The sequence below is a fragment of the Pseudomonadota bacterium genome, from assembly GCA_030860485.1.
Taxonomy (GTDB): Bacteria; Pseudomonadota; Gammaproteobacteria; order JACCXJ01; family JACCXJ01; genus JACCXJ01.
The window spans coordinates 1-14,715 of the sequence record JALZID010000160.1; the positions used below are offsets into that span (position 1 = coordinate 1).

A 14,715-nucleotide genomic window follows, 5' to 3' on the forward strand; every position below is an offset into this window, starting at 1 on the left:
GGGTAACCCTGGGCGCTCCACTCCCCCCTGATGTAGGCAGCGGCGGCGTCCAGCGCTTGAGGATGATAGACGTTGCGCTCGCCGATCTCGCCCGCGAGCCTATGGACATGGGTGCGAAGCCGATGCGGCGCGCTATGCAGCGGGTCCACTGGGCGCGGATGGCCGACTGTTAAGGAACCTCTGCAAAAGTCCACGATCTGATCGATAGGCGCACCGAATACAGCCGAGGACGACGATGAGAAGCAGATGACACTGGGCACGGGCTTTGAGAAGTACAGCAAGACCACGCGGCGGGAGAAGTTTCTCACCGAGATGGATCGCATCGTGCCGTGGTGTGAGCTGTGCGCATTGATTGAGCCGGTGTACCCGAAGGCCGGGGACGGTCGTCCGCCGAAGGAGCTTGAAATGATGCTGCGTGTGTACTTTCTGCAGCAGTGGTTCAATCTCTCGGACCCGGGCGCGGAGGAAGCGCTGTACGACTCGTCCTCGATGCGCCGGTTTGCGGGCATCGACCTCGGAGAGATGCCCGTGCCGGATGAGTCCACGGTGCTCCGCTTCCGGCATTTGCTGGAAGCCCATGGGTTGGGCGAGAAGCTGTTTCAGCAGGTGCATGCGTACTTGGAGCGCCAGGGCATCAAGATCGGCATCGGCACAATCGTCGATGCCACGATTATCAGCGCCCCACCCTCGACCAAGAACAAGGACAAGAGCCGCGATCCGGACATGCACCAGACCAAGAAAGGCAATCAGTGGTATTTCGGGATGAAAGCCCACATCGGCGTGGACAGTCAAACCAAGGTCATCCACGCGGTGGCTGCCACAGCGGCCAATGTGCATGACTCGGTGTGCTTGCCGGACCTCTTGCACGGGGAAGAGACCCTCGTATGGGGCGACTCCGCGTATCAGCGGCAGGGCGAAGTTATCCGAAGACATGCCCCCAAGGCGAAAGACTTCACCAACCGCCGCTACCGTTACAAGGATACGGTGGATGAGGAAGAACGGGCGAAGAACAGAACCAAGTCCAGCGTGCGCGCCAAGGTTGAGCATCCCTTCCTCATCATTAAGCGCATCTTTGGTTTCGCGAAGACCCGCTACAAGGGGTTGACGAAGAACGCACACCGCCTGTTCGTCACCTGTGCGCTGACCAATCTGTACTTGATGCGCCGGCGGTTTTGGCGACTGTCGGGGGCGTAGTGTGTCTGCAGTATGGCAAACGGGGCGAAAATGGCCCCCTAAACGATGAAAAACGGGCCTCACGGCCGCGTTTCCGTCTGAAATTGATTCGTATGCATGCTGCGCAACCATTTTTGCTTACTTGTTCAGAGCTTCCTTATCTGGGATCTCAGGAAGCTTGCAAGGCTTCGAGGTAATCGTCATCGCGGAACAAGACTGGCGCGAGGGCTTGCCGCATATGGCACTCGACATAATAGGGGAGCATGCAGAGAAAGACGTGGGCACGGACCCGCTCGGCCAAGTAATGGTAGATGGGGCGGACCTTGAGGTCCACGGTCTTGTAGCTGCGAAACGCTCCTCGGTGTCGATCTCTGCCTTTTGCACGTTCGTGCAGACGACGTAGAGGCCATCGAGGGCGGCCTCCTCGGCGATGTTCACTTCATCACGCGCATAAGAGAAGCCCGCGGGTGCGGTCAACTTCGTGTTTCGAGTGGATCGACCAGATCGTTTCAGCGGTCAGCCGGCGAATGTGGAGTGGGTGTTCGTGGACCGTGGACGGAGCCACCGAGCTCTTGCGCTCCGGCAAGCGCGAGTTGACCGCCGTGCTGAGCGGGCGCGCCGGCATACATGCGCTCTTCCTCGCGGGGAGCCCTGACGACGCTCTTCGTGCGCGGGACCACAGCGGGCTTTGGTCCCGTCACCATCGATGACATGCCCTTGTACAGCCCCGGTGCTGGGTTCTTACACCGCTCGCCGCTCGTCGAGGCCCTGGAGCGGGTCGCGGTCGTCTTCGTCTCTGCGCCGGGTCGTGGGCGGACCCTTTCCCCTCGCTCCGGCACACCGGCCTGGTGCGGCTTTTCACCACGCGAAAGCCCGGGCCGAACGCAGAGTGGAAGACGGGAGGGCGGGAGCTAATGCGACTTAGTGATTCGTAAGATCGGGCAACAAGCCACTCGCGGGCGGGCCCGCCGTGCAGGTCGCTCGTGGCGTGGCGGCCGACGCGTTTTCAAGCCACCTGCACTGCCGTCACCAGCCCGTCGGTGACCCAACGCCGCAAAAAACCCGCGGCACGGGCCGCGACCTCGTCCTCGGCCATCCATTGACAGAGATCCTCGCAGAGGATGCCGAAGGTGGCCCCCTCACGGGCTCGGTCGAGGGTCATGGCCTCGGCCGGCTCCAGCGAACGGTAATAGGTCATGAGCTCCTGCCGCCACACCAGCCAGGGGAGGACGACCTCTGAGCGCTCGGGCGCCGGCGAGGGCTCTGCGGACTCGACGGCCTGCCGGATCCGGGTCACGTTCCAGGCGAGCTCGATGCGCCGCACCGAGGGATGGAGGGTAAACCCCATGTGCGGCCAGCTCGCGGGGGGGACCGATGCCAGCGCCTCGGGGGTCACGAGCGTGGCACGGGGGGCATCGAAGGCCTCGCCCAGCAGCCACTCGAAGCTCGCCAGTTCGAAGAGCCAGGGGCTTGCCGAATATTCCCCCTGGGATAAATGGCTGGGTAGGTGTCGGCCGAAATAGCGCAGGGAGAAATGTGCCGAGGGGTGGGCATCGATGTAGCCCTCGGCGAGGCGTTGAAATGCCCCTTCCCCTATCAAGGCCCGCACCGCCCGGAAGTCCTCTTCGAGCGCCTCCAGGAGGCGCAGGCGGTACCCCTTGGCATAGATATCGAGACGCGTCCGCGCATCGACCCGGGAGGTGGAGAGCACCCGCGACTCAGCGTCCGGATCGCCGCGCAAGACGTAGGACTGGATCGCCTGCTGGACCTCCCGTAGAGGTGCCGGATCCCTGCTCAGGCCCATGCCCGGTTGCCCGATCGATCCAGGGCCTCAGGGCGTGCATCCGAAACCGTCTCCTCGGCGGCGATGCGCTCGGCGTGCCCGAGCTCCGTCAACAACTCGGCGAGCGGTGGGATGTGATCATCGCGTTCGATCATGGTCGTGACCGTCCCGAAACGCCTCACCGCCTCACGATAGAGGTCCCACACCGGATCGCAGATGGGCTCGTCGTGGGTGTCGATGCGGTAGTCGCCGAGGTCGCGATGCCCGGCAAGGTGGAACTGTTGCACGCGCTCGACCGGGACGGTTGCAAGGTAAATGCGTGGGTCGAGCTCATGGTTCTCCGCGCTCACATAGATGTTGTTGATGTCGAGCAGGATAAGGCAGTCGGCCTCCTCGGCCACGGCGCAGAGAAACTCCCACTCGCTCATCTGCGAGGCGTAATAGCTCAAATAACTTGACACGTTCTCGAGGAGGATGCGCCGGCCGAGAAACTCCTGCACCGCCCGGACACGCCCGGCGACGTGTCGTACCGCCTCTTCGGTGTAGGGCAGGGGCATGAGGTCGTGGAGGTTGACCGCGCCCACCCCGGTCCAGCACAGGTGATCCGATATCCAGATGGGTTCGATGCGTACGGCGAGCGCCTTGAGCGCCTTGAGATATCCCCAATCGAGCGGATCGGTCCCGCCGATGGACAGCGACACCCCGTGCATGGCCATGGGGTAGTGTACGCGGATGCGGTCGAGGTAATCGAGGGGTTTGCCGCCGCCCAAAAGACCGCGATCCAATAGGTAGTTTTCGGTGATGACCTCGAACCACGCGATCTGTGGCCGGTCGGCGAGCACCGCCTCGTAGTGTTCCTTACGGAGGCCGAGGCCGAAGCCCAGGTGCGGGGTCAACAAAGCGGAGGTCTCGGTCATGACGGGAAAGGCTCGGCGGGGCACGTCGCGCCCCGCCGAGCGCCTCTCCGACCGTGCCTTACTCGACGACCTTACCGCCCTTGGCCTCGCAGTCGGCCTTCGTCATCGCCATCCATCCCTGACCGGCGCACTTGTTCTCGCCTTTACAGGAATTGGTTGCGGTCTTGCACTCGGACTTGCCCTTACAGGCATTGACCCCACCGCAGTGGACCTTGGCCTCGGCCCCGGCGGCCGGGGTCTCTTGGGCCAGGCTCGCACCGCTCGCAAACAATGCCGCCGCCGCCGTCGCCAACATCAAACCCTTGGTATTAATCATTTTGGAGTCTCCTCGTAGATGGAACCGGCCCGGGGTTCGACCTCCTGTCCCCCATGGCCCATGGTGGTCAACCGGGGCACGGGTGCCCCCGTTGCGCCGGTGCTCGGCCCTGAGCCCGGTGATTCTGTCCCCGCCTTGGCGCCCCGACCGTCCCCCCGAGCGGTCGTTGGAGGAAGCCGCCAAACTTTGCTATCCGACCCTACCTGCCACGGGAAGTTCAACGCGCCGCACCGGTGCCGCTTTGCTCGACTCCCATCGATTTGCTTATATCCTATAGCCGTCGCGACCCGGGAGCGAGCCGCCCTGCGGGTGTCGGCTCGCGCTCGGCGTTCCCGCTATGACCAACACGAGAGAGAACATCCCGCATGGAAATCACGATGGCCTTGCAACTCTGCGCAATGCTGGTCCTCATCCTGGTGGCGGCGGAGGTCTTCACCAATGCCCTCGAGCACCTCGGTGAGCGGCTGCGGATCTCGGAGGGGGTGACCGGGTCACTGTTCGCCGCCGTCGGGACCGCCATGCCGGAGAGCATGGTGCCGTTGCTCGCCCTGTTCGCGGGGACCGAGTCCGCGCAAATCAATCAAGAGATCGGCGTGGGCGCGATCCTCGGTGCGCCTCTCATGCTCTCGACGCTGTCGCTCGGTCTCATGAGCCTCTCCGTCATCCGCCAGCGGGGTCTTGCGGGCGAGCTGACCCCAGAGCGCACTGGGATATCGCGCGACCTGAACTTTTTTCTCCTGGCCTTTGTGATCGCGGCCAGCGTCCTGTTTCTCCCCAGGGAGCCTCACTATTTCATGACCCTGCGTGCGTTCCTCGGGAGCACCCTGGTACTCCTTTATTTCTTTTACGTGATGCTGACCCTGGAGGTGTCGGCCCAGCTCGTCAGGGACGGACATGGGACGCAGGCCCACACCGAGATGCTCCTGTGCCGCCTCGGGCTGCCCGACCACATGGCGGTGATCGTGCTCCAGATCCTGTTCGGGCTCGCGCTCCTGATCGCCGGGGCGGAGGGCTTCATCCACGGCATCGAGGCGGTCTCCAAGGCGCTCGGTGTCTCGGCCCTGTTGTTGTCGCTCCTGATCGTCCCGATCGCGACCGAGCTGCCCGAGAAGGTCAACAGCATCCTCTGGATCCGCCGCCGCAAAGATACCCTGGCCTTTGGCAACATCACCGGCGCCATGGTGTTCCAGGGCACCATCCTTCCCGCCATCGGGATCCTGCTGACGCCGTGGGACCTCCGCGTTGAGGTCTTGGTGGGCATCGCGATCACCCTATTGGCGGCGCTGTGGCTGCGGATCCTGCTCCTCGCCGGTTACTTCCGCATCTGGGACCTTATGGTGAACGGAGCGCTATACGTTGCCTACCTGATCCTCATGCTCGGGCTTTGAGCGCTTATTATTGGATTAGCGCCAGAAGCTCGGGGTCAGGACCACGAGCACGGTGAAGAGCTCGAGCCGCCCGAGCAGCATGGCGGCGCTGCACACCCAGGTCTGCAAGTCCGTCAACACCGCATAGGTGGTCGCCGGCCCGACCTGGCTCAGGCCGGGTCCGGTGTTGTTGATGCAGGCAACGATGGCGGTGAAGGCACTCACGGCATCGAGGCCCAGGGCGGTCAGGGCCAAGGTCATCACGACGATCAAGGCCACGTACACCAACGCGAAGGCCAGCACCGCGAACACCACGTTGTTGGGCACCGGATGCCTCGTGAGCTTGATGGGCGAGATGGCATTCGGGTGTACCGTCCGGACCATCTCGTGGAACACCTGCTTGTAGAGGACTATGGCCCGGATCATCTTGATGCCCCCGCCGGTCGAACCGGAGCAGCTCACGAAGCTCGACAGGAACAGCATCCACAGCGGTGCGAACACCGGCCAGGCGTTGTAGTCGATGCTGGCGTAGCCCGTCGTGGTCGCGAGCGAGACCGTGTTGAACGAGGCATAGCGCAGGGCCGTGGCGTATCCATCATAGGCTCCCTGAGCCCACAGATAGGTCCCGATACCAAAGATGCTCGCCACGGTGATGAACACGAACCAACCCGCCTCCGGATCGTCGCGGTAGGGCTCGGCATTCCAGTTGCGGAACACCGTGAAATGGGTCGCGAAGTTCATCCCGGCGATGAGCATGAACACGATCGCGACCGCCTCGATCGCGGGCGAGTCGAAATACCCGTAGCTCTGATCGTGGCTGGAGAAGCCCCCGAGCCCCATGGTGCTGAAGGCGTGGATCAGGGCGTCCAGCCAACTCATCCCGGCCAGGTGATAAGACATGAGGCAGGCGAACGAGATCCCCGTGTAGATCATCCACAGACCACGTGCGGTCTCGGTGATGCGCGGTGTCAAGCGCGCTTCTTTCATGGGTCCCGGCGTCTCGGCCTTGAACATCTGGCGCCCGCCGACACCGAGGAGCGGGAGGATCGCCACCGCCAGCACGATGATCCCCATGCCCCCGAGCCACACCAGCTGCGCCCGCCAGACGTTGATCGAGGGCGGCAGACTGTCGAGGCCGGTAAGCACGGTAGCGCCGGTCGTGGTCAACCCGGACATGCACTCGAAATAGGCATCGGTGAAGCTGAGCCCCGGCAGGTAGCGGAGCAGCGGCAGGGCCGCGAACACCGGGAGCACGGTCCACACCAGGACCACCAGCAGGAACCCGTCGCGGACCTGGAGATCGGCCCGATAACGGCGCGTGCATAGCCAAAGGAGCAACCCGCACGCGATGGTCCCGCCCAGGGCCTCTACGAATACGGCGCCCGCCGCATCGTTGCCATGGATCCACGCCACCAGGATGGGGAGCACCATGCCGAGCCCGAAAAGCGCGATGACGAGCCCGAGCACATGTGCGACCCTCAAGAGTCGCTTCATCGAGAGCCTGCTAGATGTAGTTGGGCCAGATATAGTCGGGCTAGAAGTAGTGGATGGGCCAGACGTAGTCGATGGGCTAGATATAGTTGATGGCGACTTCGAAGAGCTTCTCGACCTTGGGCACCAGGGTCTTGTGTACGGCGAAGACGATCACGTGGTCGTCGGGTTCGATGACCATGTCGTGGTGGGCGATGAGGACCTTGGGCTCGCCCCCATCCGCTAGGGCGTTCAGCCCGCGCACCACCGCCCCAATCGTGACGCCCTTGGGCAGCGGGATCTCGTCGATGCACCGCCCGACCACGCGCGAGGAGTCGTAATCGCCGTGCGCGACGATCTCCAGGGCCTCGGCGGCGCCGCGCCGCAGGCTGTGTACCGCGACCACGTCCCCGCGCCGCACGCGGGCGAGGAGCGTGCCGATGGTGGTCTGGGCCGGGGAGATGGCGATATCGATCTGCCCGCTCTGCAGCAGGTCGACGTAACTGCCGCGGTTGATGAGGGCAATGACCCGGCGCGCACCCAGGCGCTTGGCCAGGAGCGAGGACATGATGTTGTCTTCGTCGTCGTTGGTGATGGCGCAGAAGAGATCCATGTCGGCGATCCCCTCGGACACCAGGAGCTCTTCATCGGTGGCGTCCCCACAGAGGACCAGTGTGTGGTCGAGCTCGTCCGCCAGGCTCTGTGCGCAGCGCTTGTCCACCTCGATGAGCTTCACCTGATAGTGCTGCTCCAGGGCCTTGGCAAGCCGCCGCCCGATGTTACCGCCACCGGCGATCATGATGCGCTTGGTGGGCTTGTCCATACGCCGGAGCTCGCCGATGACCGCGCGCAGATGCGCCTTGGCGGCGATGAAGAACACCTCGTCCTGGGCCTGGATCACGGTGTTGCCTTCGGGGATGAGCGGCCGATCGGCGCGGAAGATCGCCGCCACGCGGGTATCGATCTGGGGCATGTGGGTCCTGAGGTCCTTCAGCTCGTGCCCGACCAGCGGCCCACCGTCAACGGCCCGGATGGCGGCCAGCTGTACCTGGCCCGCGGCGAAATCGAGGACCTGCAAGGCCTCGGGGTAGGTGACGAGCTTGGCGATGTATTCGGTGATGATCTGTTCGGGGCAGATGGGTACATCGACCGCGAAGTTGTCCACGCTGAAGACCTGGGGCCGATCGAGAAAATCGGCGGCGCGGATGCGGGCGATCCGGGTGGGGGTATGGAACAGCGTGGCGGCGAGCTTGCAGGCCACGAGATTGACCTCGTCCCGCCTGGTCATCGCCAGGAGCAACTCGGCGTCCATGGCCCCGGCGCGTTCCAGCACCGAGGGGTGCGAGGCATCACCACACACGGTGCCGAGGTCGTAACGGTCTTCCAGGAATTTCAAGCGCGCGTCGTCGGTATCGACGACGGTGATGTCGGTGCGCTCCGAAATCAGGCTCTCGGCGATCGCCGATCCGACCCGTCCCCCCCCCAGGATCAGAACTCTCATCCCTCCTCCCCTTTCGCGACCCGGACCCCCGCTGGGGCTCCGCGGCGGCGCGAACTGTAGCATAGGCGCTGGCGCCGCACGATTCCCTGTCGGTCGGGCCGATGGGAAACTCGGCGCCTGACCGCCCGCTCAGGCGCGTCACCCCCACCCTGACCCTTGCCCCGATACGCAGGGGAGGTCGCGATCGCCAGACCGAGCCCCCATGGGGCCTCCTTCTTGGCCAGAGAGAGCAAGGAGGGCGGGGGTCTTTCGCAACGACGAGGAATGGGAGCGGCGCAGCCGCTCGCGCCAAAGGCCAAAGGCCAGCGCATCGGCCGGCTCCGCCGAGCAACGGACGCTGCTCCTGCTGGACGGCGTCGAACCGCTCCAGCCCCCGCCCGGCGGTTTCCTCGAAGGCCGGCTCCAGGACCCGGCCATCGAGGCCTTGCTAGTCACGCTCGCCCAGTCGCGCAGGTGCGTTACGGCAAGCGCTTTATGCGTGGTTACCACCGCGAGCCCATCACCGATCTGTGCGGTTTCCAGACGAGCACCGCGCTCGAGTGGGAGCTCGAACACCTCGTCCCCGAGTCGGGCGCCGCCGTGCTCTGGAATGCCGGCGCGAAGCGCGCCGGCGCCGCGGGGACCAAGCCGACGACCAAGAGCTAAGAGACGCCAGCGAGGAGACGCCAGCGAGGAGATGGACGGCCACGCCCTTACCCTGCAACTCCTCGGGAGCTTCCTCTGCCGCGCCCGTCGCGGCGACATCCGCAAGCGGTCGCTCGTGCGCTTCGATAAGGCCGACGCCGCCGTGCAGGGCGGCCACGCTTTCCGCGTCATGGGCGCCTACGAGAATTGGCTTGCGCAGGGCCGCGAGGAAGGCATGCGCCAACTGGCTGTGCTGCGGCTCCTGGGTCTCTTCGACCGGCCGGCGGACCCCGATTGCCTCGCCGCGCGGTCATCGACGGCGGCAACTCCAACTACAAGGACACGCTGCGCCGCGCGAAAATGCTCGCTTCGATGCAGATCCACTATGTCGACTGCGGCACCAGCGGGGGCGTGTGGGGGCTCGCCTAGGCCTACAGCACGATGATCGGCGGCGACGCACCAGTGGTCGAGCGTCTGCGGCCGATCTTCGAGACGCTGGCACCCGCGCGAGACCACGGCTGGGGGCGCGTCGGGCCGAGCGGCTCCGGCCACTTCACCAAATGATTCACAACGGCATCGAATACGGCCTGATGCAGGCCTACGCCGAAGGCTTCTCCATCCTGTACCACAAGCGCGAGTTCGGGCTGGACCTGCACCAGGTCGCCGAAATCTCGCGCGACGGTAGCGTGGTGCGTTCCTGGCTGCTGGACCTCACGGCGGCGGCGTTGGAAAAGAATCCGGCGATGACCGGGATCGCTCCTTACGTCGAGGGATCGCTCCTTACGTCGAGGATTCCGGCGAAGGGCGCTGGACCGTGGCCGAGGCGATCGACCTCGAGGTTTCCGCGCCGGTCATCACGCTGTCGCCGATCGAGGCGCCTGCGCTCGCGCGACGTGGATTCGTACTCCGACAAGCTGCTCGCGGCCATGCGCAACCAGTTCGGCGGGCACGCGATCAAGAAGGAATGAGCGCCACGGACACGCAGGACAATGCCGGCCCCGGCAGCGTGCGCTGGATTGGCGGCGCCGACGCCGCGGCGCTGCGGCAGATCGCGTACCGGCACATCCTCGACGCCGCCGCGCGCGCGATCGAACGGCGCGGCCGGTTCCTGATCCTGCTCGCCGGCGGCAACACGCCGAGCGGCATCTACCGGATGCTGCGCACTGCGGCCACCGACTGGTCGCGCTGGCAGGTGTACTTCGGCGACGAGCGCTGCCTGCCGGCGGACGACGCCGAGCGCAATAGCCGAATGGCAGCCGATGCCTGGCTCAATCGCGCGCCGATTCCACAAGACCAGGTGCACGCGATTCCCGCCGAGCTCGGCGCGAGTGCGGCGGCGCTCGCCTACGCGGAAACGCTGCGCGGCGTCGGCGATTTCGACCTGGTGCTGCTCGGCCTCGGCGAGGACGGCCACACCGCCAGCCTGTTTCCCGGCCGCGACTGGGGTGTCGCAGCGAGCGCGCCGGATGCGCTGGCCGTGTTCGATGCGCCGAAGCCGCCGCCGCAGCGCGTGTCGCTCAGCGCGGCGCGGTTGAGCCGCACGCGCGAGGTGCTGTTCATGGTCGAAGGCGAAGCCAAGCGCAGTGCGGTCGCACGCTGGCGCGCTGGCGAGCAGCTGCCAGCGGGTGCGATCCGGCTCGCGAGCGGCGTCGATGTTCTGGTTGAGTCTGCGTTACTGGGACGGCGTGCCGTATAGGCGGGCATGCCGTGAATGCCGTCTGAAAAACCTGTCATGGCGATCGCGAAAGATCGCCATCCGAAGGCCGATCGCCGACGCAGCAGGGTTCTCGGCGCCCGCGCAACCATAGACCCCGCTACCTGAGATCTGAGCGTGCTGGATTGATTTGCCAGGCCGTTGATGCGACCTGCCAAGGCCGCAGCCGAGATTGACTGCTTTCGGCCAATTGCAGACCCACGGCGCAAGGCCCCATAGCGGCCGTTGGCCACACCGATGTGGAGCGCTAACTAAACCAGACGGAGCTCTAGTCCGCATGGCCCTAGCCCATCTTTCTCAGCTCATCTCGAGAAATGCCGAGTTTTCGAGGTTTTACACTTCGGGAAGGCGCATAAACACTCGGGGTGGAGTTTCAAATTGGCTGTAGTGTAGAGCACGCAACTCGCGTTATTTCCCGCCGAGCGCGAGGTACCCGAACACGCCAAGACTTATAGCGTCCAGGTGCGGCTGGACGCGATGCAATTGCATCGGGCCGCGGCAATGGGGTGCCTGCTGGCTTGCCTGCCGGTTGTACGAGCAACTCGGGCTTGATCACTTCTGGCAAGCACGCCTGCCGGATATTCGAGAAGGCACCCGTTGGCGACACATCCCGCAGACACTGGTGGTGTACCGCTTGCTCGATCCCGGCAGCGAATGGCGCCTGCACCGATTGTGGTTTGAGCAAACCGCGATGGCCAATCTGCTGGGTGCAGACTACGCGCAGGTGAAGAAGAATGCGCTGGTCGCAGCGGATGATCCTTCGGAATGCGGGATTCTGGCGAGACGTAAGAGAACATGCCTTCTTGTCGTGTATCCAAAGCGCGCATCGCAGGGGCACCTCTTCGATCAGGTTTACCGATCTGATCGGTGCCACTGCCAGAAGCTCCTTTATCTCGCATCATAAATCGAGTTTTTCAGCAGCCTGTTAAGTGAGCAGCCTGAATCATCAAGAGGGCAATCACACGCACACAGGTGGCGTGGGTGCGTCCGTGCGCAATCGAGCCTTTTCGTGCCACAGGGCCATTAGCGAAGCAATGCGGACAACTGAGTTGGAACAGCGATCGATTAGCTCCCGCAGAACTGCACCCGCATGCGACTCCAATTCCGTGTATGGCTCGCCGAGATCCAGTAAGATCGGGCGATGGCCTATCCGGTTCCAATGACCCCGGGGCTCGACGCCCCGACCCTGGAAGAGTTCGTCGGCAATACCCCGCTGGTGCGCTTGCAGCGCCTGCCGGTGGCCGCAGACAACCTGGTGCTCGCCAAGCTCGAGGGGAACAACCCCGCGGGCTCGGTCAAGGACCGACCGGCCCTGTCCATGATCCGGCGTGCGGAGGAGCGTGGCGAGATCCGGTCCGGAGACACCTTGATCGAAGCCACCAGCGGTAATACCGGGATCGCGCTCGCCATGGCGGCCGCCATCAAGGGTTACCACATGGTGCTGGTCATGCCCGAGCACATGAGCCTGGAGCGGCGCGGCGCCATGCGCGCCTTCGGCGCCGAGATCGTGCTGACACCCGCCGCGGGCAGCATGGAGGCGGCCATCGACCGGGCACTGGATCTGGCGCGGGAAGGGCGCGGGCGCATCCTGGACCAGTTCTCGAACCCGGATAATCCGCGCGCCCACTATGACGGGACCGGGCCCGAGATCTGGCGCGACACCGATGGGGCCATCACACACTTCGTCAGCTCCATGGGTACGACCGGCACCATCATGGGCGTGTCGCGGTTCTTGAAGGAGAAGGACCGGTCCATCCAGATCGTCGGCGTGCAGCCCAGAAGCGGGGCCTGCATCCCCGGGATCCGGCGTTGGCCGGAGGCCTACCTGCCCAGGATCTATCAGCCGGAGCGGGTCGACCGGGTCATCGACGTGGGCCAGGACGAAGCCGAGACGATGACCCGGGCGCTCGCCGCGCGCGAGGGGATCTTCGCCGGCGTGTCCTCGGGCGGGGCCGTCGCCGCCGCGCTCCGGCTTGCAGACGAGGTGCGGGGCGCCATCATCGTGGTCATCATCTGTGACCGAGGTGATCGCTATCTGTCGACCAACCTGTTCCCTGCGTAACGAAAGTTGGGGCAGCGAGTACGCGGCAGCGCCGCGAAGGCCTAGGCCCTCTGCGGCCGAACTAGCACATCGGGGCGTCCCGTGAACGTACTGGTATTCGATATCGAGACGGTGCCCGACGTCGCCGGCGGGCGCCGGCTGTACGGCCTCGGCGATCTCGATGACGACGAGGTCGCCCATGTCATGCACGCCAAGCGCTCCCAGGAGACCGGCGGCAAGGGCGAGTTCCTGCGCCACCACCTCCAACGCGTGGTCGCGATCTCGCTGGTCCTGCGCACCGACAGCAGGCTGCATATCTGGTCGCTGGGCGAGCCGGGCTCGGGCGAGCACGAGCTGATCCAGCGCTTCTTCGAGGGCATCGAGCGTTACACCCCACTGCTCGTGTCCTGGAACGGTCGCGGGTTCGACCTCCCGGTGTTGCACTATCGGGCGCTCATCCACGGCGTCTCCGGACCCCGGTACTGGGAGATCGGGGAGAGCGAGCCGGGCTTCCGCTGGAACAATTATCTGAACCGCTTCCACGAGCGCCACACCGATCTCATGGACGTTCTGGCCGGCTACGAGCCGCGCGCCAATGCCTCCCTGCACGACATCGCGACCCTCCTCGGTCTACCGGGCAAGCTCGGCGTGACCGGGGCGGATGTGTGGGGGCGCTTCCGCTCCGGGGATATCGAGTCGATCCGCGATTACTGCGAGACCGATGTCCTCAACACCTACCTCATCTACCTGCGCTACGAGTTGATGCGCGGGCGCCAGACCCGCGAGGGCTACGATCTCGCCTGCCGCACCCTGCGCGAGGCGCTGGAGCAGGAGCCCCGCCCGCATCTCCGCGCCTTCCTGAGCGCGTGGGACGCGGGCCCGGCCTGAGCTGCGGACGCCAATTACCCATGCAGCCACTCCGCCGCCACACGACGGAGGTACGGGCGCACGCGTGCGCCCCAGAGCCGTGACGATCGCAGCACCCACCGCCTCGCCACAGGCCCGGATAGATTCCCTGTCCGCGGAGGGACGCGGGGTGGCGCGGATTGCGGGCAAGACCGTCTTCATCGACGGCGCCCTGCCCGGCGAACAGGTCACATTTCGCTACCTCAAGCGCCGCGGCGGCCACGACGAGGGTGTGGCCACGGCGCTCCTGGCGGCGTCGCCCGAGCGTGTAGCGCCGCGCTGCGCACACTTCCGGCTGTGCGGCGGCTGCAGCCTGCAACACCTGGCACCCGAGGCCCAGCTCCGTCATAAAAGAGGGCGTGCTGATGGCGCAGCTCGCGCACATCGGCGGCCTGCGCCCAGCGCGCCGGCTCGAGCCCGTCGCCGCCGAGCCCTGGGCTTATCGGCGCCGTGCCCGGCTGACGTTTGCGACCAGCGCACGGTTGATCGCTGCATTGACCTGTATGAAGTCGTTCGGCTGGAACTGGATCTGATCTCGCCCGGCAGACGGTAACTGGCCAGAGACGGGTAACGGTCTCCGGCGTGGATGCCTTGACACCGGACCGGCGCGATCGGGTCCTCGACCTCTATTGCGGGCTTGGGAATTTCAGCCTGCTGCTCGCCCGCCGGGCCGGCGAGGTGGTGGGGGTCGAGGGCGATCGGCGGCTCGTCGAGCGGGCACGGGAAAACGCCCGGCGCAACCGCACGAAAACACGGCGTTTTTGTCGTGCGATCTGATTCTATTGTGCTTTCAAGATGAGACTAAATATGGCACAGTGGTTGGATGGCGAGACCACGACGAATCGACGAAGAACTGGTGGCGAAAGCTCGGCAAGTTGTCGCCCACACCACCGAGGTGGAACA

14 protein-coding genes and 3 pseudogenes are annotated in these 14,715 nt (G+C 65.0%); 11 read left to right on the plus strand and 6 right to left on the minus strand.

The window, feature by feature from the left end:
• Positions 1–246: 246 nt before the first annotated feature.
• Entirely contained in the window at positions 247–1,194 is a 948-nt protein-coding gene (locus tag M3461_08735) for an IS5 family transposase (GenBank protein MDQ3774428.1), read from the plus strand.
• 148 nt (positions 1,195–1,342) lie between these two features.
• Here M3461_08735 and M3461_08740 read toward each other — a convergent pair whose 3' ends face one another.
• Positions 1,343–1,507, minus strand: coding sequence for a hypothetical protein (locus M3461_08740; GenBank protein ID MDQ3774429.1), 165 nt, complete (start codon positions 1,505–1,507; stop codon positions 1,343–1,345).
• A 293-nt stretch (positions 1,508–1,800) separates the two neighbouring features.
• Between M3461_08740 and M3461_08745 the strand changes: the two genes are divergently transcribed.
• Positions 1,801–2,088, plus strand: coding sequence for a Plug domain-containing protein (locus M3461_08745; protein ID MDQ3774430.1), 288 nt, complete (start codon positions 1,801–1,803; stop codon positions 2,086–2,088).
• 91 nt (positions 2,089–2,179) lie between these two features.
• On the opposite strand, the gene M3461_08750 is transcribed toward M3461_08745, so the two are convergent.
• From M3461_08750 to M3461_08760, 3 genes are read right to left on the minus strand one after another with little or no spacing between them, the layout of a single operon-like run.
• The gene (locus M3461_08750) at positions 2,180–2,977 is read right to left on the minus strand and encodes a DNA-binding domain-containing protein (GenBank protein ID MDQ3774431.1); all 798 of its coding nucleotides are present in this window, start codon (positions 2,975–2,977) and stop codon (positions 2,180–2,182) included.
• Positions 2,968–3,873, minus strand: a complete 906-nt coding sequence (locus M3461_08755) for a DUF692 domain-containing protein (GenBank protein MDQ3774432.1) — start codon at positions 3,871–3,873, stop codon at positions 2,968–2,970. The genes M3461_08750 and M3461_08755 overlap by 10 nt, the downstream gene beginning before the upstream one ends.
• A 58-nt stretch (positions 3,874–3,931) precedes the next feature.
• Entirely contained in the window at positions 3,932–4,189 is a 258-nt protein-coding gene (locus M3461_08760) for a hypothetical protein (protein MDQ3774433.1), read from the minus strand.
• Between the two features lie 365 nt (positions 4,190–4,554).
• Here M3461_08760 and M3461_08765 point away from each other — a divergent pair, with 365 nt between their 5' ends.
• On the plus strand, positions 4,555–5,577 hold the full coding sequence (locus M3461_08765; GenBank protein ID MDQ3774434.1) for a sodium:calcium antiporter: 1,023 nt from the start codon (positions 4,555–4,557) through the stop codon (positions 5,575–5,577).
• A 15-nt stretch (positions 5,578–5,592) separates the two neighbouring features.
• Here the strand turns inward: M3461_08765 and M3461_08770 are convergent, their stop codons facing one another.
• Together M3461_08770 and trkA are read right to left on the minus strand one after the other, a co-directional pair.
• The gene (locus tag M3461_08770; protein ID MDQ3774435.1) at positions 5,593–7,050 is read right to left on the minus strand and encodes a TrkH family potassium uptake protein; all 1,458 of its coding nucleotides are present in this window, start codon (positions 7,048–7,050) and stop codon (positions 5,593–5,595) included.
• Positions 7,051–7,126: 76 nt separating this feature from the next.
• The gene (gene trkA / locus M3461_08775) at positions 7,127–8,527 is read right to left on the minus strand and encodes a Trk system potassium transporter TrkA (protein ID MDQ3774436.1); all 1,401 of its coding nucleotides are present in this window, start codon (positions 8,525–8,527) and stop codon (positions 7,127–7,129) included.
• A 474-nt stretch (positions 8,528–9,001) separates the two neighbouring features.
• On the opposite strand from trkA, the gene M3461_08780 reads away from it, so the two are divergent.
• The 8 genes and pseudogenes from M3461_08780 (at position 9,002) to M3461_08815 (ending at position 14,553) form a co-directional block, all read left to right on the plus strand.
• Entirely contained in the window at positions 9,002–9,172 is a 171-nt protein-coding gene (locus tag M3461_08780; protein MDQ3774437.1) for a hypothetical protein, read from the plus strand.
• Positions 9,173–9,460: 288 nt separating this feature from the next.
• Positions 9,461–10,119, plus strand: a pseudogene (locus M3461_08785) (NADP-dependent phosphogluconate dehydrogenase).
• On the plus strand, positions 10,116–10,847 hold the full coding sequence (pgl, locus tag M3461_08790) for a 6-phosphogluconolactonase (GenBank protein MDQ3774438.1): 732 nt from the start codon (positions 10,116–10,118) through the stop codon (positions 10,845–10,847). The pseudogene M3461_08785 and the gene pgl overlap by 4 nt, the downstream one beginning before the upstream one ends.
• A 474-nt stretch (positions 10,848–11,321) precedes the next feature.
• Positions 11,322–11,586: pseudogene (locus tag M3461_08795) on the plus strand (IS1634 family transposase).
• A gap of 420 nt (positions 11,587–12,006) precedes the next feature.
• Complete coding sequence (gene cysM / locus M3461_08800) at positions 12,007–12,927, plus strand: cysteine synthase CysM (GenBank protein MDQ3774439.1); 921 nt, start codon at positions 12,007–12,009, stop codon at positions 12,925–12,927.
• Between the two features lie 81 nt (positions 12,928–13,008).
• On the plus strand, positions 13,009–13,794 hold the full coding sequence (locus M3461_08805) for a 3'-5' exonuclease (protein MDQ3774440.1): 786 nt from the start codon (positions 13,009–13,011) through the stop codon (positions 13,792–13,794).
• A 383-nt stretch (positions 13,795–14,177) separates the two neighbouring features.
• On the plus strand, positions 14,178–14,345 hold the full coding sequence (locus M3461_08810; GenBank protein ID MDQ3774441.1) for a hypothetical protein: 168 nt from the start codon (positions 14,178–14,180) through the stop codon (positions 14,343–14,345).
• A 76-nt stretch (positions 14,346–14,421) separates the two neighbouring features.
• Positions 14,422–14,553 (plus strand): annotated as a pseudogene (locus tag M3461_08815) (methyltransferase domain-containing protein).
• Positions 14,554–14,715: the final 162 nt, after the last annotated feature.